Consider the following 21386-nt stretch of genomic DNA (forward strand, 5'->3'; position numbering starts at 1 on the left):
CTGCGAATGTGCAGCCCTTCATAATTTGGAGTATTGAAGCTTACAGCAAGTGTTCTTGTAGGTAGTGTGCAACCGCATCTTCCGCATTGCTGCCAATCACTTCATTATTTGGTAGAGCTTTCATCACTTTTTCGTGTGATGTACCCATAACTAGCCCTTTACCTGCCATCGACAGCATTTCTACGTCATTCATGCCATCACCAAATGCTACGCAGTTTTCTAACGTGAGGTCGAGTTTTTTCGCTACCGCTTCAAGAGCATGGCCTTTAGACACGCCAGCGCTCATTACTTCCAAACACCAAGGCGTTGAAAATGCGATGTTCAGCTTATCACCAAACTGCTCACGTAGTTTGTTTTCAAATACGACCAAACGTTCGTGGTCTTCTCCTGGATGCGTGAAGAAAACTTTCGCAATACCGTCAGTTGGGGCGTGGTCTTCATCAAATAAGACGTAAGTGAATTCATCGTGGAAGTCACGTAACGTTTCATCATCCTTGTTCATCAACCAGCTATCATTTTGATACATGTGAATAAGTATTTCTTGATCATGTTTGATCGTGTCGATCACGCCTTGTACCAGTTCCGCAGGGACATTCTCGCTGTACATTAGCTGATCTTCCTGGTCATGCACTCGGGCACCATTCGACGTGATCATATAAGCTGGAATGCCAACTTGGCGACGGATGCTCGCAACGTCTACGTGGTGACGGCCGGTTGCAAAGACAAAGGTATAACCCTTTTCATGCAGCGCTTTTAGCGTCTCTTTTGAGTAAGCACTGAGCTGATGGTTTGGTGCGAGTAACGTGCCATCCAGATCAGAGGCAACGATTTTGGTGATCTCTTTGCAAGGTAGCGATGTGCTCATGAAGTCCTCGTAAACGGTTTGGATAGTGTGGAACAGGTGAATTGCAAACGGAGTACAGCAGACTGACTAGATCGTACTGCTCCGAATGCGGGGGAACTTGGGCCCGTAGCACTATGCGGTTAAACACTGTGTCAAAGTAGCCAAGTTCAAGCAGTGTACGCCAAAATGAGGATGAAAAAGAGGGTAAATCGATGTGTAGACATTTCCTCTTTAATCTTAGTCGTGAAATGGTCGCCTAGAGTTCTTATTGTGCTTGTTCGTTTGATGGCGATTTAGGGTCATTCATAAAGCGGAAAATCGCATCGAGCGCTTGATTACGATACTTGTCGGTCTCGAATAAGATTTCATGCTGTGCGCCTTCGATGGAAAGCAGCTCCGCGTGCGGGTTGGTTTTCCGCAATTTATCAATAAAACGCTTTTGCGCGAGGTTGCTAACAATCCGATCGTTTCCGGCTTGGATTAGGATTACTGGTATTTTGACTTGGCGAGTTAATAAAAAGCACTGCTTAGCGGCCATGAGCCCTTGCCAAACCCAGCGAGTGCTTGGCCCACCGACTTGCAGTTCCGGTTTTTCCGTATATAGGTTTCGGAACCATTGGTAGCGGCCGTAACTTTGGCTAAGTGGGTTATCTTCAAAGGGCTTAGGGAAGTAGGCCTGATGTCCTGGTGCATAGCGTGGCAAAGTCGATACCGCTGACATAATTTGTGTGACCGGAATCGCTATTGGTGATAGGTACCATGGCAGGTTAATGCCAAACATGGGCGCACTTAGAATCAAACCAGTAAAAGGGTGTTCTGGGTGAGTTTGCAGGTAACGTGTGGCGATCGCGCCGCCCATAGAGTGCGCGATGATGAAGCATTGTTGATATTCGCTAAGGTCGTGTTTTTTTACGACGATGTCCATATCATCAATATAATCAGTAAAGTCATAGACGTGACCCATATCTGAGTCAGATAATAAACGATCTGATAAACCTTGTCCGCGGTGGTCAAAGGAATAGACATCGAAACCTTGGCGGTAGAGATCGTAAAACAGCTCTTGGTATTTCCAGGAAGACTCAATGCGTCCATTTACGATGAGCACGGCTTTTTTATGCTCTGGGTTGGTTAGCTTGCACCAGTAAATGTTCTTTTTCTCAGTCCCTTTAACAAAGCCCTCTTGGCGAGTTTGCCAAAGTGCTGCGATCGGACCACCAATTGCTTGCTCAAATAATGTCTCTTGAGTATAAGTCAAAGGTGAATGGTTAGTCGCCATTAGTTGATTACCTGAAGATACGTTGTTTACGCGATGTATCATCGAAGAATTAGTGAGGAAATGCAATGGATACCCATGTCTGGTTAGCTTATGTAGTAACAGCAATCGTTTTTAGTTTGGCTCCGGGCTCTGGCACGGTGAACTCAATCAGTAATGGTTTGAGTTACGGTACCCGTAAATCACTGGGTGCCATTATTGGCTTACAAATTGGTTTAGTTATCCACATCGCGCTGGTGGGGGCGGGTATTGGTGCGCTTGTCGCGCAGTCAGCAACCGCATTTTCTGTCATTAAATGGGTTGGTGCCGCTTATCTGGTTTGGTTGGGGATTCAGAAATGGCGCGATACATCAAGCTTAGTCGCAGCTGAAAACCACAACGAGATGTCAGGCACGGCGCTGTTGTACAAGGCAGTGTTGATTAACCTCACCAACCCTAAATCGATTGTTTTTCTGGTGGCGTTGTTCCCGCAGTTTATTGACCCGGCAAAAGACCAAATCACGCAACTGTTGGTGCTTGGCGTCACTACGGTCGTGATTGATGCGTGTGTAATGTTGGGTTACACGAGCTTGGCAGCACAAATGGGACGCTTTATTCGCTCCGATAAAATCATGGGAAAAATAAACAAAGTATTCGGTTCAATGTTCATGGGTTGTGGTGCATTATTAGCAGCTGCAAAGTCATAAGCCATTTATAGGTCCTTCTTTAGCATGAATACAACGTATGTCGCTCGCCAGCCGATCTTTAACCGAAAAAGACAGACGCTGGGTTATGAATTGTTGTTTCGAGACGGGGAGAGTAACGCATACCCTTCACATATTGATTCAAATCGAGCGACATACCGACTGATCGTCGAAAACTTCCTATCACTGGGTACTAACCCAGTGATTGCCTCTTCAAGATGCTTTATTAACTTTCCTCATCAAAGCTTGGTGCGACGTTTGCCGCGCAGTTTGCCGAAAAACAAAATTGTCATCGAAGTGTTGGAAACGTGCCAACCTACGGATGAGCTTCTTGATGCGATTCGTGAGTTTTATCGAGAAGGTTACTTGATCGCTTTGGATGACTTCACCCTAACACCAGAATGGCGTCGTTTTTTGCCATATGTGCATATTGTGAAGCTCGACATTATGGCGATGGGGCTCGAAAAGGCCTGTGAACTGGTCAAAACACACCTGGCCAAACGCGTCAAATACCACTTTTTAGCAGAACGTGTTGAAACCGCAGAAGAGTTTGAGCAAGCGAAAGCGGCTGGCTTTAAATTTTTCCAAGGTTATTTTTTTAGCAAGCCACTCGTCTCGCAGACTAAATACGTCAGTCCTGAGCAAGTGTTGGCATTGCAACTGTTTCGTGAAGTTTGTGCTCCTGAGCCTGACTTTACTCGTATCGAGTCCATCATTACGCAAGATGTCGCGTTGTCATATAAATTATTGCGTTTTGTAAATACGCAAGCGCCGAATTTGGCTGTCGAAATCAGCTCTTTTCGTCAGGCATTGATTTATCTTGGCCAGGATAACCTTAAGCAGTTTGTCTCTTTGGTTGTGGCATCGTATATCTCCAGTAACAAGCCTCGAGAGCTGTATCACCTTTCATTGCAACGAGCTCAATTTTGCCAATTGATGTCGCGCTATCAGCCATTCTCTCACCTCAACGAGCAAGGTTTCATGGTTGGTTTGCTGTCGATTCTAGATGCGCTGCTGGATCTTTCGGTGGAATCTTTAGTTAGGCAGTTACCGCTTAGTCATTCAGTACAACAAGCGCTATTACATCGCAAAGGGGTTTATGGTGCACTTATTTCCCTCGAAGAGTGCTACGAGCGTGCCGATTGGTCAGGGGTTGAAAAAATCACGATGCAATTGGGGTTGCCTTTAGAGGAAGTGAAGCTCTCCTTAGGTGAAGCGGCTCGCTGGAGTCAAAGCATCGCGACTGCATAATTTCTTGTCTTATCTTTTATCTCTTTGAATCTCTCTCTTTACAATCAAGCTGTTCGTTAGATGTGAAACTTTTATGACGATGGACGGTTTCCTCTTGACGATATATCTTAATTAAATAAACATATACGCATATCCATATATAGGTATGTTCATTATGCTTCCACATCAGTTTTTTAAGCTGTTATCCGATGAAACACGCGTACGTTGTTTAATGCTCGTGGCCCGTGAAGGTGAAACTTGCGTTGGTGATTTGGCGTTTGCTCTACAAGAGAGCCAGCCGAAAGTTTCTCGTCATCTTGCTCAGTTACGATCCAGTGGCATCTTGGTGGATAAACGCCAAGGACAATGGGTGTATTACGAGTTATCACAGCAATTACCAGGTTGGATGCGAAAGTTAATTGAAGACTTAGTGGCATCAAACTGTTTGAAGCAGGAATACCAAGACGACATCACACGCTTACACGATAAAAGTCGTGAGGCTTGCTGTTAACAGCGAATAGAGATTCAAGGTAGAAGATTAGAGGGTAAAACTATGACAATTAAAGTAGGAATTAATGGCTTTGGCCGAATTGGTCGCTTAGCGCTGCGAGCGGCATTTGATTGGCCAGAATTGGAGTTTGTGTTAATCAACGATGTCGCAGGTGACGCCGCTACGCTTGGTCACTTATTAGAATTCGATTCAGTGCAAGGTCGTTGGCATCATGGAGTTCAGGTCGAAGGCAGTGAGCTCGTCATCAACGGCAAGCGTGTCGCCACGACTCAACAACGCGATATCGATGCGGTGAACTGGTCTGATTGTGATGTTGTGATTGAAGCGACAGGCGTACATCGCAAAACATCATTCCTAAACAAATACCTAGAGCAAGGCGTGAAACGTGTCGTGGTAAGCGCACCTGTGAAAGAAGAAGGTATTGCGAACATTGTGGTGGGCGTGAACGACCATATTTTCGACCCTGAAAAACATCGTATCGTGACAGCAGCTTCGTGTACGACTAACTGTATCGCACCTGTGGTTAAAGTCATTCATGAGAAATTGGGTATCGAACAATCTTCTTTTACGACCATTCACGACCTGACGAATACGCAAACTATTTTGGATGCGCCACACAAAGATCTACGCCGTGCAAGAGCATGCGGCATGAGCCTTATCCCGACCACGACGGGTAGCGCGAAGGCGATTGTCGAAATTTTCCCAGAATTAAAAGACAAAATTAATGGTCATGCGGTTCGCGTACCTCTAGCAAACGCATCGTTAACAGACATCATTTTTGATGTGAAGCGTGATACCACAGCAGAAGAAGTGAATGCACTGTTAAAAGAAGCATCTGAAGGTGATTTGAAAGGCATCCTTGGCTTCGAAGAGCGTCCTTTAGTTTCTATCGATTATAAAGGCGACCAACGTTCAACCATCGTTGATGCGCAATCAACCATGGTTGTGGGTTCTCGTATGGTTAAGATTTACGCTTGGTACGATAACGAAATGGGTTATGCAACGCGCACAGCAGAGCTGGTTCGTAACGTTGGTTTGGCTTAAAAAGGGGGTCACAATGTCTCATCCTACATGGCAATTAGATTTGGACTCCGGTGCTTTAATCTTAACATCGTGCCCAGGAACGAAAGGTGTCGATTTGCATGCGTCGTTAGAACAGTTGAAAGAGCAGGGTGTTCAAGCGGTCGTTACTGCATTAGATGATAGTGAATTAGCTGCGAAGAATGTCTCTGCATTGGGTGAAGCCACTCAGCAACTGGGTATGAAATGGTTCCAGATCGAGATTGAAGACGACTGCGCACCAAATGAAGAATTTGCGACGAAGTGGCAACAAGCCAGTCCGGAACTGCACGCGATTCTTGCTCAAGGTGGCAAAGTTGCGATGCATTGTATGGGTGGTTCGGGGCGCACAGGTTTGTTCGCTGCTCACCTACTCCTAGAAAAGGAATGGCAGTTAGAAGATATCGTGCGAGAAGTGCAGGCATTGCGCCCTGGTGCATTTACAAAACCTGTGCAAGTTGAGTACATCGAACGCGTGGCTCAAGACGCTTGATCAGCTTAAATAGCTTTTGGTTCATTATGATCCAAAAGCTAAATTCGAGCTTCTTTAGGATACGACTGTTTACAAGAAAAGCCATTAATATTAACTAATGCATTGTTTTTAAGGTGTATTTTGCTTTTTATTGATGTTGGGGCATTTTTTGAAAATCACAGCAACATTGTATTGGTCAATGTTGCTGTACAGGTTAGGAAGTATTTAGAACATGATGATCTAAATGCTTCTATCGCTGTACATATGAGGTCAATATGATTTCTCAATTAAGCAAAAGTATTCGTCAGTACATGTTAGTGACGTTTAACTATTGGAACTTTACGGTGACCGATGGCGCACTGCGTATGCTGGTGGTGCTCTATTTTCATGACTTAGGTTATTCCACGTTAGCTATTGCCTCACTGTTTCTTTTCTATGAATTTTTTGGTGTGGTGACAAACCTGGTTGGTGGTTGGTTGGGCGCAAGGTTAGGCCTAAATAAAACCATGAACATTGGTTTAGCGATGCAAGTGTTTGCGTTGCTGATGCTCGCAGTACCAAATGCATGGCTGACCATTCCTTGGGTGATGGCAGCGCAAGCTCTGTCGGGGATTGCCAAAGATCTGAACAAAATGAGTGCTAAGAGCGCGATTAAAACGCTAGTACCAGACGAACAGCAAGGTGCGCTCTACAAATGGGTAGCGATTTTGACTGGCTCGAAGAATGCACTCAAAGGAGCGGGCTTTTTTGTTGGTGGCTTGCTGCTGTCTTGGGTGGGTTTTCAAAACTCGATGTTTATTATGGCGGGTGTACTTACATTAGTGTTTGTTTGCAGCATGATCTGGCTAGAAGCGGACATGGGTAAAGCAAAGAGTAAACCTAAGTTTCGCCAAATATTCTCCAAGTCTGAATCGATAAACATTTTATCCGCAGCACGCATGTTCTTGTTTGGTGCTCGTGATGTGTGGTTTGTCGTTGCTCTGCCTATTTATCTTGGTAGCGTGTTTGGCTGGGATCACTTGTGGGTTGGTAGCTTTCTCGCAGCGTGGGTCATTGCTTATGGGTTTGTGCAAGGCTTTGCGCCGCGTATTACTGGCAAAGCGCAAGGTCGTGTGCCTGATGGTAGTGCAGCATTGGTGTGGGCAGGAGTCCTAGCGTTAATTACGGCTGGTATTGCTTATGGTGTGCAAATCGGTTGGCAGCCTGAATTGGTGATTGTGGTAGGTTTGATGATTTTTGGCGCTGTGTTTGCCATTAACTCTTCGCTGCACTCGTACTTGATAGTGAGCTACGCTAAAGGCGATGGCGTCTCGTTGGATGTCGGTTTTTACTACATGGCCAATGCGATGGGACGTTTGATTGGCACGGTATTATCGGGTTGGATCTACCAAGAGGCTGGTCTTGCAGCGTGCTTATGGGTTTCTTTTGCTTTCTTGGCACTGACGACGCTGATTTCAATTAAGTTGCCAAAAGCTGATGTTGCTACTGCGTAACTATCCCCAGTATCGCTATCTGTAGATGGTATAAATGGCTCCAAATCGGAGTTTTTTTTGTTTCTTATGCGCCGTTTGCTGTAATCAGATTGTGTCGGTTTGGCATCGAGAGTGAATACTGATGCTTGGTTTTTGGTTCTCGTTAAGTGATTAGAGTGGTGATGAAATCCCCGTTGTAGGTCATTGTTGAGTTAGAAATAAGCAAAAACAGATTGTTAACCATTTCACTGGTTGAGATTTACCCTATGCTATAAACGATAAGCGACTCAAAGTAGGGAAAGGTATGAGAGAAAGGGTTCTGTTTTTTGATTTATTGCGCTGCTTCGCAGCGGTAGCAGTGATCGCCATTCACGTCTTGGCACCGTATCGAAATGAGTTAGGAGTGATTCCATTTGACCAATGGCTGACAGCGGTAGGCGTGAATAGCGTAACCCGCTGGGCAGTGCCAGTTTTTATTTTGATCACCGGAGCGCTAATGTTCAGTGACACTCGACCATTTGACGGTAAGTATTATATCAAAAGGCGTTTGGGCAAAGTTTTAGTTCCATTTCTTATTTGGTCGATGTTTTATGCATACCTTTCAGGTTGGACTTCTCAAGGCTTTGATTTTGAAACCGTAAAAGAGGTATTAAGCAATAGCCCATTCCACGCAACGTATTACCATCTCGGCTTTTTCTATTACTTTATACCACTGTATTTTGTGATTCCGCTGTTTCAATGGATGGTACGCAACGTGGATGATAACGTCTTGTATACCTATCTCGCATTTTGGCTTTTCACCAGCACACTGTTCTTGTTCAAGATTGATGGCCCGTGGAGTAATCAGATGTGGCTTTATATGGGTTACCTTCCACTGGGGTATGTTTTATTTCAAAAGGTACCTTTGAATCGCTCTATGGTGACCTTATTTGTTGGGCTAGGACTCGTGGCGTTGGCAGTGACCTTTACGATGGTTGTGACAAATAGCTTAGAGGCGGAGAAGTATACGGTTGGGCGCTGGCTCTCTTATAAAACACTGAATGTGATTCTAGCGGCTTCGATGATTTTTATGATCGGGCGTTACTTTGGTGAAGGCTTATCACCAAAAGTACAAAAAGTGGTTAGTGTGATCAGTCAGCACAGCTTAGGGATTTACTTACTTCACCCTATTTTCTTATGGCCGATGAAAGAGTTCGGTTGGTACACAGGACATCCTGCGTGGGTGATTCCAGTCTGGATCGTTCTAAGTGGAGCTGGAGCCTTGGCGATGAGCTATCTCTTTTCTCGTTCTGCCAAGACTCGTTGGTTACTGCCTTAACGTTTGATAGCGAAGTGAAGGAACTTGTTGCCGCGATAGGTCAGTGTTCCCTTATCTCCAGGGTTGAGTGCATGGTAGTAATGCACTCCAATTTGGAATTCACGCTTTGGACCGATAGAACCACGTTGAACGTAAATCCAATACTCTTGATCGTCTTGACCTGGTGGTGCGTTTGGTATGTCTATCGCTTGTTTATCTAAAACCGTTACCTGCGCGCTTTGCTCTGGAGCGTCTTCGCCCACATAGTGCTTACTATAAAAACGGAAAAACACCCACGCGCCCAAGGCAATAAGGGCGAATAGGGCGAAAATAAGTGAGATTGGCATATTAACCTCCAATGTTTTATCGGGTCCCATTCTACAGAACTCGCTGACGAAACGATGAGTTGAGGTAACTTATTCATAATCTAATGAAAGGGACATGAATTTTATTCGGCGCACTTCACGGTTTATCTCAATGGGGACGCGATGAAATTGTTGCTTCATCTGTAAGCTACGTCACTAAAGCTGAACTAAGCAGCTTTCACTTGTCTGGCTATATGAGCTCAAGGGCACAAATTGAAAGTAAAATTGCACTTAACGGCTCGAAAAAGCTCTAAATTTATAGAAGAATAAAAATAATGAACATAGGAAGGGTCTGGTAAGGAGGGTTACGATGTCAGAGATTGAAAAAGTAGTCATGCGTACCCGAACGATCGAAAAACTTTTGCGTACTCAGTACCATGCAGAAGGGAAAGGGTTGCACCAACTTATTAATAGTTGTGAAGAACGTTTACCGCATGACGTGATAGCAAAGCTTCGATTCATCGCAACCGTGCGTAACAAAGTGGTGCACGAAGACGATTACAAGCTGGATGATCGTAAAGGCTTTATGGCGGCATGTGATGCTTGTGAAAAAGAGCTGACACCAAGAAGCTCTCGCTTTATTTGGCGTACAGCAATTTTGCTAATGACGTTGATTACGCTGGCCGCTCTTGGTTTCTACTATATGCACTGGGATATTTTGTCTAAGCACATTCAGTAGAGCTATACAGATAAATAAAAAAGGACGCATTTGCGTCCTTTTTTATTTTAAATCATTGGGTTAGTACATCATTGGCAGTGTCATTAAACCCACAACCACTGCAATCATAACCAGCCCTTGTTTTTGAGAAGATGAAATCATAACACTACCCCTTAATCTTTGATGAACTCGATGAATTTAATATAGCACTGTTTTTGGGGTTTGATCAACATATGCTCGTTAATCTTTTCAAAAATCACACTTAACTTGTCTGGTTTTACGTGATTCTGACTAATGAAACTATGTTTTTTGTGCTGTATTTAAAGTGTTCACATTGTTTTATTTCTATCCTTTTTTGTTTTAAGTATATGATTTTATAATGTTAAATGGTTTGTGATGTTGGCTTTGTAATTGTTTTTTGTTTCGAATGGTATGTTGGGTGTTTATTTTGTCTGTATTTCTCAAAAATTGAGAAAATTAAAAAATGTGCTATGAGGTTGCATCGTCAAATCGAAAGCATGGAGTGAGATTTTCTTACCTTATGAGAAAATATGGGCTTCAAAAGTGTTTAGTGATTTTATGGTTTATGAAGTCCGCACTTTTATCTGTTATTGAAATTATGGTTTTATTTATCATTGACTTACTTTTCTTGTCTGATGTTTTTTTTACTGAATTAAGGTCGGTTTTCTTAGTTTTTACCCCTAGTCATCAGTGGTTTCTCCTCTCTTAGAGCGCTACTAAGACTATTTTCTATTTTGTGTCTGTTATTTATTCTTGTTGCCTGCATTACATACATCCTGGTGGTTTAATCGTCAGTTTGTGAAATGGCGGCTTACCTGGAGCACTTATCTGTTTTTCAGTTAAATAGTTTTAGAAAGCGTTGGTTATTGTGTCGTGTGATTTGATGGGTTCGGCTGATGAGCAAAGCTTGGCCCCAATGTTTAGTGGCATCATTCAGGCTCATCGGCTTTATTATTACGTAGGCTGAGGGTTACAAAATGTTTCGAATCGCTAGCGAGATCCAACTTTCGTAGATTGTGTCTTTACATCAAAACTGGTCTACCTAGACTAGCGGCGAGTTTAAGTAAAAGGTGTATACTGCATGTGGAGTTGGCTGGCGATAGGGCTATCAGGTGTGTATTCCGTGTTGGGAGCAAAGCAAGCTAACCCGACACAATCCCTCGTGTTTAAAATCTTTACTCTGCTACTTCTTCTTGTGTTGGTGTTAACTCAAGGTGCATCCGCAACATATACCTACTGGATTGCGGGTGGGCTTATTGTGTCTATGGTGGCAGATACGCTGCACTCGTTTAAAACTCGTAAGCTAATCTATTTTACGGCTTATCTGGTTGCCCAGGTATGCTACAGCAAGTCATTTTGGGTGCAGCTTAATGGTGAGATTGTCTGGTGGCTGTTGGCCCTGCTGCTTGCAGCGAGTATCGTGGCGTTCTTTTTGTTGCTACCTCAACTCGACTCTCTGGTATTCCCTGTTGTGATCATGGGGATGATGCTGGTTCAACTTGCTTGGGCAGCCGGTGAAGTTTGGTTACAAGTGCCGAGTTACGCCAATGCTATCGGCTTTAGCGGAACCTTAGTTCTCATCTATTCGGCGCTGGCATACGCGATACACGGTTATCGAAAACCGATGAAACACGCCTATTTGTGGGTGAGTGGCAGTTACTTTTTTGCTCATGCCCTCATTGTTGCCTCAATCATTTACTAATTTAAGTCAAAGCAGCTCTTGAGGATTTCAGTAAACTGAACGCATTGTTCTTAATAACTGGAGTCAATAATGAGTGAAATCCATGCTCACGAGCTGCTAAACCTACTTAGAGAAACACCAATGGATCGCGAAGCCCTCACACAGCACTTTGGTGCTAGCGTTCGCTTTCACACCTGTAAACTGAATGATCTAGACTTAGATGCATTACTAGCATTTTTGCTCAAGCGCGACAAAATTCGTGAGCTTGAAGGTAAGTTTGTGGTCAATATGGCGCGAGTTTGCAATCACTAAACGGCGGCTAAGATCGAGGGTGACTATGGTGTTTTCACCCTCAGTCATATACTCATGTTGTCAGTTTGCTATACACTGGCCGCCATTTTTTAGGTGAGGCCAGAATATGGACATTCTTTCTGCAGCGACCATGCTGTTTCTAATCATGGACCCTCTCGGTAACTTGCCGATTGTGTTGTCTATTCTCAAACATATCGATCCCAAGCGTCGTCGTAAGGTATTGATTCGTGAACTACTGTTTGCCTTACTGATTTTGATGTTGTTTCTGTTTGCAGGACAAAGCATCTTAAGTTTTTTGCATGTCCAGCCAGAAACGCTCAGCATTTCAGGTGGCATTATTCTCTTCATTATTGCGATTAAGATGATTTTCCCGAGTGCTGGCAGCATCACTGGACTGGCAGCAGGCGAGGAGCCCTTTATTGTTCCGATGGCCATTCCTATGATCGCGGGCCCTTCAGTGATTGCAGCCTTGCTTTTACTGTCTTCGCAACATCCAGAGAAAATGTTGGAAATGTCAGCATCAGTCGTAATTGCGTGGGGCGCAACATTTTTTATACTGATGTTTTATGGCTTCTTTAATCGCTTGTTGGGTGAACGTGGCTTGAAGGCGGTAGAACGCTTAATGGGCTTGTTACTGGTGATGATCTCCACTCAAATGTTCTTGGATGGTGTAAAAAGTTACATTGGGTGACGAACGAAACGCAGAAAAAAAGCCGCTCACAAGAGCGGCTTTTTCGTATCTGAGCGATTACATCATGTGTTTACGACGAATATCGAGTAGGGCAAAAATACCAAAAATCAGGATTGAATATTTTTCCCAACTGCTCATTTTTATTTTGTCGCCAAATGCACCAATGAAGATGGCCATTTGTAAACCGTGCATGATGAACAAAAAAGCGGTCATGATGTATAGCGCAATCGCGGCATTGCCGGGAAAGGGCATAAAAATATTTAGGATTAATACTAACCAAACAAAGGCGATAGCCGCTTTGGCCAGCATAATTAGTGCTTTCATTTAAGTATCCTTTTAAATCGAGGCGTTATGCGGAGGTACGTTCGTACAGACGATAGCTCACTTGGCCTGCTGTTTTTTCTCGATGTAATTGCCAGTTTTCTGGTAAGTCGGCAATATTGAGTTCTTTTTCTGTTTCAATATAAATCATCGCATCTTCCGCGAGCCAGCCATTTTGTTCTAGCAGAGCCACGGTCTCATCCAATAGACCTTTGCGAAACGGTGGGTCAATAAACACCACATGGTGAGCAGAACCCGGTTGCTTCAAAAAACTCAGTGCGTCGGTATTTACCACTTGGATGTTGTTCGCGTTAAGAGAGGCAACATTCTTTTGTAACTGTTGGAAAGCTTGTGGGTTTAGCTCAACCATGGTCACTTGCTCTGCTTGGCGCGAAGCTGACTCAAATCCCAAGCCGCCAGAGCCAGCAAACAAGTCGAGACATTTTGCCTGTGGTACATCTTGAGCTAACCAGTTAAACAGCGTTTCTTTGACGCGATCTGTCGTGGGGCGTAAGCCTTCAGCATCGTGTACAGGAAGTTTTCTGCCTCTCCATAAGCCACTAATAATGCGAACAAAGCCCGTTGTTGGCTTTTTTTGTGATGAGTTTTGCTGGCGACGTCTTACCATAGATTTTTTGACCGCTAATAAAGTGATACTATATCTAATCGCCCAAGCAATGAGCTTGGAGATTGGATACAGCCCAGAATATTCAAGATGACAGAGTGTAACACTAATAAGATTAGAATTACCTAATCGGAAAGTTTTCAGAACTTTGTCATTAGCCTTTTTTAGACAGATAATAATCTTGTCAAAAAAGAGTCATTAATAGATAAAAGAACAATCTAGGATAGCCCCAGATGACGGAAAAAAAGAAGCGCGGATTACTTTCGTGGCTAGGTTTTGGTGACGAAGAACAAAGCCCAAAACCAAAAACTGAAGAAACAGTAAAAGAAGAAGCAGTGGAAGCGCCTTCTGAAGAGCAGCAAACCGAAGCGGTTGCTGAGCAAGCGGAAGCAACGCCAGAACTTGAAGAAGAAGCGAAACAATCAGAGGCTGCCCCAGCAGAAGCAGAAGCAGAAGCAGAAGCAGAAGCAGAAGCAGAAGCAGAAGCAGAAGCAGAAGCAGAGGAGCCAGAAGTCGTATCGGCCGCGCCTCGTGTTCAAGAACAAGAAAAGCCAACAGAAAGCTTTTTTGCTCGTCTTAAACGCAGCCTAAGCCGAACAAAAGCAAATATTGGTGCTGGCTTCTTCGGTCTGTTCAGCGGTAAGAAAATCGATGAAGACTTATTTGAAGAGCTAGAAGAGCAACTGCTTATTGCTGATGTGGGCATGAATACCACAACAAAAATCATCAACAACCTGACAGAAAAAGCCACACGTGGCGATCTGAAAGACGGCGAAGCCCTTTATGGTTTGTTGAAAGAAGAAATGGCTGAGATTCTTTCTAAAGTTGAACAGCCACTAGAAATCGATAGCAACAAAACGCCTTACGTCATCTTGATGGTGGGTGTAAATGGCGTGGGTAAAACCACGACCATCGGTAAGTTAGCGAAGCAGTTCCAAACTCAAGGCAAAAAAGTGATGCTTGCAGCGGGCGATACTTTCCGTGCCGCAGCGGTTGAGCAGCTACAAGTGTGGGGTGAACGTAATAATGTTCCTGTGATTGCTCAACATACTGGAGCAGACAGTGCCTCTGTTATCTATGATGCGATTGAAGCGGCAAAAGCACGTGGTGTGGATGTGGTGATTGCTGATACAGCAGGTCGTCTACAGAACAAAGCGAACCTAATGGAAGAGCTGCGTAAGATTGTACGTGTGATGAAGAAAATTGATGACTCTGCACCACATGAGATCATGCTAACGCTTGATGCAGGTACAGGACAAAATGCCATTAGCCAAGCGAAACTTTTCAGTGATGTTGCCCCTCTAACCGGGATTACTTTGACTAAGCTGGATGGTACAGCCAAGGGCGGCGTAATTTTCGCTATTGCTGATCAGTTCGGTATTCCAATTCGTTACATTGGTGTGGGTGAAGGTATCGAAGACTTGCGTCCATTTGAAACTCAAGAGTTTATTGACGCACTGTTTAGTCGTGAAGAATAAAAAGAGTTAGAGGAAATCAACGGTGATCAAATTTCAGCAAGTAAGCAAAGCTTACCGAGGTGGTCGACAAGCACTGCAAAAAGTCGATTTTCACCTGAGGCGCGGTGAAATGGCGTTTTTAGGCGGACATTCCGGGGCTGGTAAAAGTACCTTGCTGAAATTGATCTGCGCGATAGAGCGACCAACCGATGGCAAAATCCATTTTAATGGCCACGACATCACGCGTATTCCAGGCAAAGACATCCCTTTTTTGCGCCGCAATATTGGGATTGTTTTTCAAGATCATCGCCTATTGATGGATCGCAGTGTGTACGACAATGTCGCTCTACCAATGCGTATCGAATCGATTTCTGAAAACGAAATCAAACGCCGTGTTTCTGCGGCGTTAGATAAAACGGGCTTACTCGATAAAGCTCGTTGTCTACCTAGTCAACTTTCTGGTGGTGAACAGCAGCGCGTCGGTATTGCCCGTGCTGTGGTTAATCGACCAACGTTGCTGGTGGCTGATGAGCCTACGGGTAACCTTGACCCAGAATTATCCAACCGTGTGTTGCGTCTATTCGAAGAATTTAACCGTGCGGGCGTGACTATCCTACTTGCCACGCACGATGTGGGGTTAGTAAACACTCGCCCACAGTATCGTCATTTTGAATTGAACCAAGGCTTCCTAAGTGAGGTAGAAGACTATGGCAGGTAACAAGCACTCCCAAAAGAAGGGGAAAGGCCGCAGTGCCAAGCGTGCGAATACCGATGGTTTTTTCTCTGTCCACGCAAAACAAGCTAAATCCTCTTTTAGCGCCTTATGGCAACGACCACTAGGCAACATTCTGACTCTAGCGGTCATCTCCATGGCACTTGCCATGCCAGCTTGTTTGTATCTATTGGGGAAAAACGTTGCGGGGGCAGCGGAAGATGTCGCTTCTCCTTCACAAGTTAGTGCTTACTTAGTTGAAGGCATGCCGGATGCACGAGTGATGGTTCTCAAAGATCAAATTGAAACTTGGCCTTTGGTAAAAGAGGTAGAATATATTTCACCGCAACAAGGTCTATCTGATTTAAGCCAATATGCAGGGTTCGACCAAGCTATCAGCCTTTTAAGTGGCTATGCGCTACCTGGTGTGTTGGTGATTACGCCAGATTCGGAGCTAAAAAGTGATATTCAGTCATTAGCCAAAGACGTTCGAGAGCAACAAGATGTGACCGACGTGAGACTTGACGAAGACTGGCTGGCGCGTCTTGATGCCATCAAAACTCTCGCGAGTATTATTGTCATTACCCTGACAGTGCTGATGCTCGGTGCGGTATTTTTAATCGTTGGCAATACATTGCGATTTAATGTGCTGGCGAATAAAGAAGAGATTCAAACCATGAAACTGATCGGTGCGACGGACAGTTTTATTCTGCGCCCTTACTTGTACACAGGTATGTGGTTTGGCGTGTTAGGTGCCACTATTGCGTGGTTGGTAACGGCTTTAGTGACCATTGTCATGAATAGTGCGGTGGAAGACCTTGCTGCGTTGTACGATAGCCAGTTCCGCCTGATTGGTCTAAGTTGGGATGAATCTTTGTTATTAATCATCATTGGGAGTCTTTTGGGATGTATTGCGGCGCGTTTTTCTGCGCAACGACATTTAAAAGAAATTGAACCAGTTTAAGTGATGGCGGTCTTATTACTTGGATTTCATTAGCACTAGCTAATTTTGAACCCTTGCTTAGACCAAATGTTTATGGATAATTGCTTCCCCTTCTTGAAACTTGTTCATTTTGAGTTCAAGATATCGAAGCTAAATTGCAATGTAATGCTCCAGATCAGAGATTGATGAGGAATTGAATGACAAAAGAAGCGTATCCGATGGCTCTAGTCACGCAAGATAGCCTTGATAGCTATATTCGCTCAGTAAACAGCTACCCAATGCTGACTGCAGACGAAGAGCGTGAGCTGGCAGAACGATTACACTATAAAGGTGAGATTGAGGCTGCAAAAGGTCTAATTCTTTCGCACCTACGATTCGTTGTTCACGTTGCTCGTGGTTACTCTGGCTACGGTTTGCCAATGGCGGATCTTGTGCAAGAGGGTAACATCGGTCTAATGAAAGCCGTTAAGCGTTTTAACCCAGAAGTAGGGGTTCGCTTGGTTTCTTTCGCTGTCCACTGGATCAAAGCAGAGATCCACGAATACGTGCTACGTAACTGGCGTATCGTGAAAATTGCGACCACTAAAGCGCAACGTAAATTGTTCTTCAACCTGCGTAAGTCGAAAAAGCGCTTGGGTTGGTTTAACAACGGTGAAGTAGAAACCGTTGCGCGCGAGTTAGGTGTTGAGCCTTCTGAAGTTCGCGAGATGGAATCACGCTTAGCGGCGGTGGATTCAACCTTTGATATGCCAACTGATGAAGACGACAGCTCAAACGCTTACACAGCGCCGATGCTATACCTAGAAGACAAATCGTCTGATGTGGCCGACAACATTGAAGCCGCCAACTGGGAAATGCATACCAACAATCGCTTGGGTCATGCATTAGCGAGTTTGGATGAGCGTAGTCAGCGCATCGTGCGTTCTCGTTGGTTAGATGATGAGAAAGCAACATTGCAAGACTTAGCTGATGAGTTCGGTGTTTCTGCCGAGCGTATTCGCCAGCTAGAAAAAAATGCAATGAAGAAACTAAAATTGGCTGTGGGTGAATTTTAATTTCCACTGCTAATTGAAAGTAAGATTTTCATAGAAAGCCGAGATCATGTGATCTCGGCTTTTTTATTGTCGATCGAAAATCGATAGCGTTTGCGATCCGGATTTTATGTGCTACCTGTGTATAACTCTGTGAAGTAATTATTTATCAACTGTTCGAAACCCGGACAAAATAAGGGATTCAAGCACTTTTCCATCTGGGGATAGTTATAGATATACACACAGTTAGATCAGGATCATCACTACATATTGTGGATCAAAAGATCCAAATACACTTTATCAACGCAATTCACAGCTTTATCCACAAATGGTTGGAATGTGTACACTTTTGAAAAGCCTGATTATCCATGTGTCTAAGTTTGCCGTTGGATAGGTTACAATAGCGGCAGTATACCCAAGCAGCTTCAAATATGGATTTTATGCTGTACCACGGGTGCTGATTAGTACGTTAGGTTCGAGGTTGCTTGGGTATATTAATAAGACAATGAGAAAGTAAATGGATCAGTTTAAGCATATCGATGTACAAGGTGCGCAAGCGCTGCTCGAGCAGGGTGATGCGAAGCTTGTAGATATCCGTGACCCTCAATCGTTTGCCGTTGCACATGCGGAGTCCGCGTATCACTTAACTAACGATACGATCGTTGCGTTTATGGATGAAGTGGAGTTCGAACAACCTATTCTAGTGATGTGTTACCACGGTATTAGTAGCCAAGGTGCGGCGCAATATTTGGTTAACCAAGGCTTTGAACAGGTGTACAGTGTAGATGGTGGCTTTGAAGCCTGGCATCGAGCAGAACTACCGATAGTGAGAAGTTAATGAAGAGATTGGTAACGTTAAATAATCCACGTATGGCGCAAGCCTTTATTGATTATATGGCCTCTCGCCAAATTGACATCGAAATGATGCCAGAAGGGGATGGGCAATTTGCGCTGTGGCTGACTGATAGCCAGCATGAAATAGAAGCGGAAGCCGAACTTAAGCTGTTCCTTGCTAACCCGTCTGATTCAAAATACAGCGCCGCCTCGTGGGACGTTGCCGATACTCGTAAGAGCACATTTCATTATTCCAGCCCGAGTATCATGAGCATGGTCAAAGCGAAAGCTGGCCCCATGACTTTACTGATCATGACAGTCTGTATCATCATCTACTTGTTACAAATGTTTGGCTTTGGCAATGGCGTGTTTAAGTTGTTGCACTTCCCGGCTTTTGAGGGGCAACAATGGCAAGTGTGGCGATGGCTAAGTCATGCGTTACTGCACTTTTCAGTAACTCACATCGTGTTTAACTTACTATGGTGGTGGCAGTTGGGTGGCGACATCGAACGTCGTCTCGGTTCCGGTAAGCTATTGCAACTCTTTGTGGTGTCGGCAGCGCTTTCAGGGGCTGGCCAGTTCTATGTTGAAGGGGCTAACTTCGGCGGCTTGTCTGGCGTGGTCTATGCACTGCTTGGTTATTTGTGGATATTGGGTTACCGCTTGCCACATTTAGGCCTTACGCTACCCAAGCCAATTATCGTCTTTATGTTGGTATGGTTAGTTCTTGGTTTTGTGCAGCCATTTATGGCGATTGCAAACACCGCTCACTTAGTTGGGCTACTGTCGGGGATGGCGATTGCGCTGTTTGATTCAGGCAAGATGAAATACCAACAGCAAGCCTAAAGCAGATGAAATGAAAAGACCGCTTAAGAGCGGTCTTTTTTTATGTTCAAAACGGATTTGGGTTTATTGATAAAGGTATTTTGTAAACAACAAATCGGCAATGATGGTTTTACCTGTTTCAGGCAAAAGCGTTTCGTTGAGGGTCGTCACTAGGGTTTTGCGCAGATCTTCTCGGCCAGACAGGGACTTAATCGTATCTTCTGTTTGCTTACCCAGTAATTCAATCACTGCATCGCGAATCAAAGGTTGGTGATGCTCAACAACTGATAAATCTTGTTGACTCATTACCATGATGTCGATGCGCACTTGCACATAACCTAACTTTTTGCCTTTGGTATAAAAGTTAGTAGTGAGGTCAGGCTCTAGGGTAAAGTATGCCAACTTAGGTCCAGCTTCTTCCGTTTCAGCCCAACTTGGTGCGGCGAATAGTATGGTTAACGCAAAAATAATTTGGGCTATATAACGTTTGTACATATTTCTAACTTTTCTTTCTCTGGATCGCGATATTCGAATCGCTTCAGTCTTGATACAATGGGCCGTCTATAACAAATAACGGAACTTACGGTTACATACATTACTATGGACGGTAAGTTGTTGCTTTATTGTACGCATAAAGCCTCCAATTGAATACTAGTATGAATCAGCCAACATCACTCTATCTTGCTTCTTTATTGGAAGTAGAGTGGCAAAACCCCGAAGAATTCGAATTTCCAAATGAATTTGCCAAGCACTGGCTTGAAGAGCAAGGGTCTTTGTCACGTCGTTTAAAACAGCACTGCCAAGCGTTAACGGTAGAATTGCTACAAAATCAGATCGTCACTGCAGCGACATTAAAACAGGACGAAAGCCAGTTATTGTCCGAACAAGATTGCTTACTGAGAGAGGTAATTTTGTGCGGTGACAATAATAACTGGGTTATTGGGCGGACATTGATTCCTCGTTCAACCTTAGTTGATCAGCAGTATGATTTGGCTCAACAAGGGGATATCCCATTAGGACTAACTGTGTTTAGCGCAGATAACGTTGAGCGGGACTCTTTGCAAATGGGATGGGTAGCCGTACCAGAAGGACGTTTGTTAGCACGACGCTCAAGGTTGTGGATGAATCACAAACCGATGCTAGTCGCCGAGTTATTCTTATCTAATTCACCAGTTTACGCTAAGGAGACAGTGTAAATGTCTGCAGAAAAAGCCAAAGCATATTGGCAACTGATGCGCATGGATCGCCCGATTGGTTCACTGTTACTGATGTGGCCAACGATTTGGGCGCTAATTATCTCAGCCCAAGGGATGCCAAGTTGGGATGTATTCATCGTGTTTGTATTGGGTGTTTTCCTAATGCGTAGTGCGGGGTGCGTGATTAATGATTTTGCAGATCGCAAAGTCGACGGCCATGTAAAGCGTACTAAGCAACGTCCACTGCCATCAGGGAAAGTGACAGCAAAAGAAGCGATTGGATTATTTTTGGTTTTGGGTATCAGCTCGTTTTTGTTAGTGCTGACCATGAACCCGCTGACGATTCAGCTATCCTTCGCTGGCATTGTGTTGGCGTTCATCTATCCATTTATGAAGCGTTACACTCATATTCCACAGCTATTTTTAGGCTTGGCTTTTAGCTGGGCGATTCCAATGGCGTGGGCTGCACAAACTGGGGAATTACCATTGATTGTTTGGTTTTTGTTCCTCATTAACGCTTTGTGGACCATTGCGTACGACACTCAATATGCGATGGTAGACCGAGATGATGATCTAAAGATTGGCATTAAATCGACGGCAATTCTGTTTGGTCGTCATGACAAGCTTATTATTGGTGTGTTGCAACTTATTACACTCGCGATGTTGGTTTGGTTAGGGCAGTTCTACCAATTGGGACAAAGTTACTACTGGACCCTTTTGATTGCAGCGTCGTTGTTTGTTTATCAGCAGCACTTAATTCGTCACCGTGAGCGTGAGTTGTGCTTTAAGGCTTTCCTTAACAACAATTATGTTGGCATGGTGATAGCGATAGGGTTACTGGTCGCATTTTGGTAAGCGAAGAAATAGAAAAAG

General features: G+C 44.2%; 25 protein-coding genes. 19 read left to right on the forward strand and 6 right to left on the reverse strand.

Annotated features, from left to right (window positions below; genetic code table 11):
• Positions 1–40: 40 nt before the first annotated feature.
• Both R7O12_RS17280 and R7O12_RS17285 read right to left on the reverse strand, forming a co-directional pair.
• Positions 41–865: a Cof-type HAD-IIB family hydrolase gene (locus tag R7O12_RS17280; protein ID WP_017636084.1), complete on the reverse strand. Its 825-nt coding sequence runs from the start codon at positions 863–865 to the stop codon at positions 41–43.
• Between the two features lie 244 nt (positions 866–1109).
• Positions 1110–2120 (reverse strand): alpha/beta fold hydrolase, encoded by a 1011-nt coding sequence (locus tag R7O12_RS17285; RefSeq protein WP_005378733.1) that lies wholly within the window; start codon positions 2118–2120, stop codon positions 1110–1112.
• A 65-nt stretch (positions 2121–2185) separates the two neighbouring features.
• On the opposite strand from R7O12_RS17285, the gene rhtB reads away from it, so the two are divergent.
• The 7 genes from rhtB (at position 2186) to R7O12_RS17320 (ending at position 8862) form a co-directional block, all read left to right on the forward strand.
• Positions 2186–2803, forward strand: a complete 618-nt coding sequence (gene rhtB, locus R7O12_RS17290) for a homoserine/homoserine lactone efflux protein (protein ID WP_005378732.1) — start codon at positions 2186–2188, stop codon at positions 2801–2803.
• 24 nt (positions 2804–2827) lie between these two features.
• Positions 2828–4051 carry an EAL and HDOD domain-containing protein gene (locus tag R7O12_RS17295; RefSeq protein ID WP_005378731.1) on the forward strand — a complete coding sequence of 408 codons (1224 nt, stop codon included), beginning with the start codon at positions 2828–2830 and terminating at the stop codon, positions 4049–4051.
• Positions 4052–4205: 154 nt separating this feature from the next.
• Positions 4206–4541, forward strand: coding sequence for a metalloregulator ArsR/SmtB family transcription factor (locus R7O12_RS17300; protein WP_005378730.1), 336 nt, complete (start codon positions 4206–4208; stop codon positions 4539–4541).
• 42 nt (positions 4542–4583) lie between these two features.
• Complete coding sequence (locus R7O12_RS17305) at positions 4584–5585, forward strand: ArsJ-associated glyceraldehyde-3-phosphate dehydrogenase (RefSeq protein WP_005383630.1); 1002 nt, start codon at positions 4584–4586, stop codon at positions 5583–5585.
• A 13-nt stretch (positions 5586–5598) separates the two neighbouring features.
• Positions 5599–6093: a cyclin-dependent kinase inhibitor 3 family protein gene (locus tag R7O12_RS17310; protein ID WP_213906369.1), complete on the forward strand. Its 495-nt coding sequence runs from the start codon at positions 5599–5601 to the stop codon at positions 6091–6093.
• A gap of 254 nt (positions 6094–6347) precedes the next feature.
• A complete protein-coding gene (arsJ, locus tag R7O12_RS17315) occupies positions 6348–7565 on the forward strand; it encodes an organoarsenical effux MFS transporter ArsJ (protein WP_053307419.1) in 1218 nt (405 codons plus the stop codon).
• A 283-nt stretch (positions 7566–7848) separates the two neighbouring features.
• A complete protein-coding gene (locus R7O12_RS17320) occupies positions 7849–8862 on the forward strand; it encodes an acyltransferase (RefSeq protein ID WP_318126168.1) in 1014 nt (337 codons plus the stop codon).
• Here R7O12_RS17320 and R7O12_RS17325 read toward each other — a convergent pair.
• Positions 8859–9188, reverse strand: a complete 330-nt coding sequence (locus R7O12_RS17325) for a DUF2500 domain-containing protein (protein ID WP_005378719.1) — start codon at positions 9186–9188, stop codon at positions 8859–8861. The two genes, R7O12_RS17320 and R7O12_RS17325, sit on opposite strands and share 4 nt — an antisense overlap.
• Before the next feature lie 328 nt (positions 9189–9516).
• Here R7O12_RS17325 and R7O12_RS17330 point away from each other — a divergent pair, with 328 nt between their 5' ends.
• From R7O12_RS17330 to R7O12_RS17345, 4 genes are all read left to right on the forward strand, one after another.
• Positions 9517–9885, forward strand: coding sequence for a DUF4145 domain-containing protein (locus R7O12_RS17330; RefSeq protein WP_213906370.1), 369 nt, complete (start codon positions 9517–9519; stop codon positions 9883–9885).
• A 1081-nt stretch (positions 9886–10966) separates the two neighbouring features.
• Positions 10967–11587: a lysoplasmalogenase gene (locus tag R7O12_RS17335; RefSeq protein WP_005389670.1), complete on the forward strand. Its 621-nt coding sequence runs from the start codon at positions 10967–10969 to the stop codon at positions 11585–11587.
• Positions 11588–11656: 69 nt separating this feature from the next.
• Complete coding sequence (locus R7O12_RS17340) at positions 11657–11878, forward strand: YecH family metal-binding protein (RefSeq protein ID WP_005378711.1); 222 nt, start codon at positions 11657–11659, stop codon at positions 11876–11878.
• A gap of 106 nt (positions 11879–11984) precedes the next feature.
• Positions 11985–12569, forward strand: coding sequence for a YhgN family NAAT transporter (locus tag R7O12_RS17345; RefSeq protein ID WP_005389671.1), 585 nt, complete (start codon positions 11985–11987; stop codon positions 12567–12569).
• Positions 12570–12626: 57 nt separating this feature from the next.
• On the opposite strand, the gene R7O12_RS17350 is transcribed toward R7O12_RS17345, so the two are convergent.
• The gene (locus R7O12_RS17350) at positions 12627–12893 is read right to left on the reverse strand and encodes a DUF1145 domain-containing protein (protein WP_005378704.1); all 267 of its coding nucleotides are present in this window, start codon (positions 12891–12893) and stop codon (positions 12627–12629) included.
• Between the two features lie 25 nt (positions 12894–12918).
• The gene (gene rsmD / locus R7O12_RS17355) at positions 12919–13518 is read right to left on the reverse strand and encodes a 16S rRNA (guanine(966)-N(2))-methyltransferase RsmD (protein ID WP_005378702.1); all 600 of its coding nucleotides are present in this window, start codon (positions 13516–13518) and stop codon (positions 12919–12921) included.
• Between the two features lie 230 nt (positions 13519–13748).
• On the opposite strand from rsmD, the gene ftsY reads away from it, so the two are divergent.
• The 6 genes from ftsY to glpG all read left to right on the forward strand — a co-directional run bounded on the left by ftsY (position 13749) and on the right by glpG (position 19338).
• Positions 13749–14993, forward strand: a complete 1245-nt coding sequence (gene ftsY, locus R7O12_RS17360; RefSeq protein WP_047103980.1) for a signal recognition particle-docking protein FtsY — start codon at positions 13749–13751, stop codon at positions 14991–14993.
• Positions 14994–15015: 22 nt separating this feature from the next.
• A complete protein-coding gene (gene ftsE / locus R7O12_RS17365) occupies positions 15016–15690 on the forward strand; it encodes a cell division ATP-binding protein FtsE (protein WP_005378697.1) in 675 nt (224 codons plus the stop codon).
• Positions 15680–16648 carry a permease-like cell division protein FtsX gene (gene ftsX, locus R7O12_RS17370; RefSeq protein WP_005378695.1) on the forward strand — a complete coding sequence of 323 codons (969 nt, stop codon included), beginning with the start codon at positions 15680–15682 and terminating at the stop codon, positions 16646–16648. The genes ftsE and ftsX overlap by 11 nt, the downstream gene beginning before the upstream one ends.
• Positions 16649–16824: 176 nt before the next feature.
• Entirely contained in the window at positions 16825–17682 is an 858-nt protein-coding gene (gene rpoH / locus R7O12_RS17375; protein WP_005378693.1) for an RNA polymerase sigma factor RpoH, read from the forward strand.
• Positions 17683–18175: 493 nt separating this feature from the next.
• Entirely contained in the window at positions 18176–18496 is a 321-nt protein-coding gene (gene glpE / locus R7O12_RS17380; protein ID WP_005378691.1) for a thiosulfate sulfurtransferase GlpE, read from the forward strand.
• A complete protein-coding gene (gene glpG, locus R7O12_RS17385) occupies positions 18496–19338 on the forward strand; it encodes a rhomboid family intramembrane serine protease GlpG (protein WP_017636076.1) in 843 nt (280 codons plus the stop codon). The genes glpE and glpG overlap by 1 nt, the downstream gene beginning before the upstream one ends.
• A gap of 63 nt (positions 19339–19401) precedes the next feature.
• Here the strand turns inward: glpG and R7O12_RS17390 are convergent, their stop codons facing one another.
• On the reverse strand, positions 19402–19812 hold the full coding sequence (locus R7O12_RS17390; protein WP_005378687.1) for a flagellar basal body-associated protein FliL: 411 nt from the start codon (positions 19810–19812) through the stop codon (positions 19402–19404).
• A 161-nt stretch (positions 19813–19973) separates the two neighbouring features.
• Between R7O12_RS17390 and R7O12_RS17395 the strand changes: the two genes are divergently transcribed.
• Both R7O12_RS17395 and ubiA read left to right on the forward strand, forming a co-directional pair.
• Positions 19974–20513 (forward strand): chorismate lyase, encoded by a 540-nt coding sequence (locus R7O12_RS17395; RefSeq protein WP_005378686.1) that lies wholly within the window; start codon positions 19974–19976, stop codon positions 20511–20513.
• On the forward strand, positions 20514–21368 hold the full coding sequence (gene ubiA, locus R7O12_RS17400) for a 4-hydroxybenzoate octaprenyltransferase (RefSeq protein WP_005378684.1): 855 nt from the start codon (positions 20514–20516) through the stop codon (positions 21366–21368).
• The last annotated feature ends 18 nt before the right edge of the window (positions 21369–21386 follow it).

The organism is Vibrio sp. Vb1574 (assembly GCF_033338675.1).

Coding starts and splice junctions, on each gene's coding strand:
- R7O12_RS17280 (WP_017636084.1), bottom strand. CDS start 865: ATGAGCACATCGCTACCTTGCAAAGAGATCACCAAAATCGTTGCCTCT.
- R7O12_RS17285 (WP_005378733.1), bottom strand. CDS start 2,120: ATGGCGACTAACCATTCACCTTTGACTTATACTCAAGAGACATTATTT.
- rhtB (WP_005378732.1), top strand. CDS start 2,186: ATGGATACCCATGTCTGGTTAGCTTATGTAGTAACAGCAATCGTTTTT.
- R7O12_RS17295 (WP_005378731.1), top strand. CDS start 2,828: ATGAATACAACGTATGTCGCTCGCCAGCCGATCTTTAACCGAAAAAGA.
- R7O12_RS17300 (WP_005378730.1), top strand. CDS start 4,206: ATGCTTCCACATCAGTTTTTTAAGCTGTTATCCGATGAAACACGCGTA.
- R7O12_RS17305 (WP_005383630.1), top strand. CDS start 4,584: ATGACAATTAAAGTAGGAATTAATGGCTTTGGCCGAATTGGTCGCTTA.
- R7O12_RS17310 (WP_213906369.1), top strand. CDS start 5,599: ATGTCTCATCCTACATGGCAATTAGATTTGGACTCCGGTGCTTTAATC.
- arsJ (WP_053307419.1), top strand. CDS start 6,348: ATGATTTCTCAATTAAGCAAAAGTATTCGTCAGTACATGTTAGTGACG.
- R7O12_RS17320 (WP_318126168.1), top strand. CDS start 7,849: ATGAGAGAAAGGGTTCTGTTTTTTGATTTATTGCGCTGCTTCGCAGCG.
- R7O12_RS17325 (WP_005378719.1), bottom strand. CDS start 9,188: ATGCCAATCTCACTTATTTTCGCCCTATTCGCCCTTATTGCCTTGGGC.
- R7O12_RS17330 (WP_213906370.1), top strand. CDS start 9,517: ATGTCAGAGATTGAAAAAGTAGTCATGCGTACCCGAACGATCGAAAAA.
- R7O12_RS17335 (WP_005389670.1), top strand. CDS start 10,967: ATGTGGAGTTGGCTGGCGATAGGGCTATCAGGTGTGTATTCCGTGTTG.
- R7O12_RS17340 (WP_005378711.1), top strand. CDS start 11,657: ATGAGTGAAATCCATGCTCACGAGCTGCTAAACCTACTTAGAGAAACA.
- R7O12_RS17345 (WP_005389671.1), top strand. CDS start 11,985: ATGGACATTCTTTCTGCAGCGACCATGCTGTTTCTAATCATGGACCCT.
- R7O12_RS17350 (WP_005378704.1), bottom strand. CDS start 12,893: ATGAAAGCACTAATTATGCTGGCCAAAGCGGCTATCGCCTTTGTTTGG.
- rsmD (WP_005378702.1), bottom strand. CDS start 13,518: ATGGTAAGACGTCGCCAGCAAAACTCATCACAAAAAAAGCCAACAACG.
- ftsY (WP_047103980.1), top strand. CDS start 13,749: ATGACGGAAAAAAAGAAGCGCGGATTACTTTCGTGGCTAGGTTTTGGT.
- ftsX (WP_005378695.1), top strand. CDS start 15,680: ATGGCAGGTAACAAGCACTCCCAAAAGAAGGGGAAAGGCCGCAGTGCC.
- rpoH (WP_005378693.1), top strand. CDS start 16,825: ATGACAAAAGAAGCGTATCCGATGGCTCTAGTCACGCAAGATAGCCTT.
- glpE (WP_005378691.1), top strand. CDS start 18,176: ATGGATCAGTTTAAGCATATCGATGTACAAGGTGCGCAAGCGCTGCTC.
- glpG (WP_017636076.1), top strand. CDS start 18,496: ATGAAGAGATTGGTAACGTTAAATAATCCACGTATGGCGCAAGCCTTT.
- R7O12_RS17390 (WP_005378687.1), bottom strand. CDS start 19,812: ATGTACAAACGTTATATAGCCCAAATTATTTTTGCGTTAACCATACTA.
- R7O12_RS17395 (WP_005378686.1), top strand. CDS start 19,974: ATGAATCAGCCAACATCACTCTATCTTGCTTCTTTATTGGAAGTAGAG.
- ubiA (WP_005378684.1), top strand. CDS start 20,514: ATGTCTGCAGAAAAAGCCAAAGCATATTGGCAACTGATGCGCATGGAT.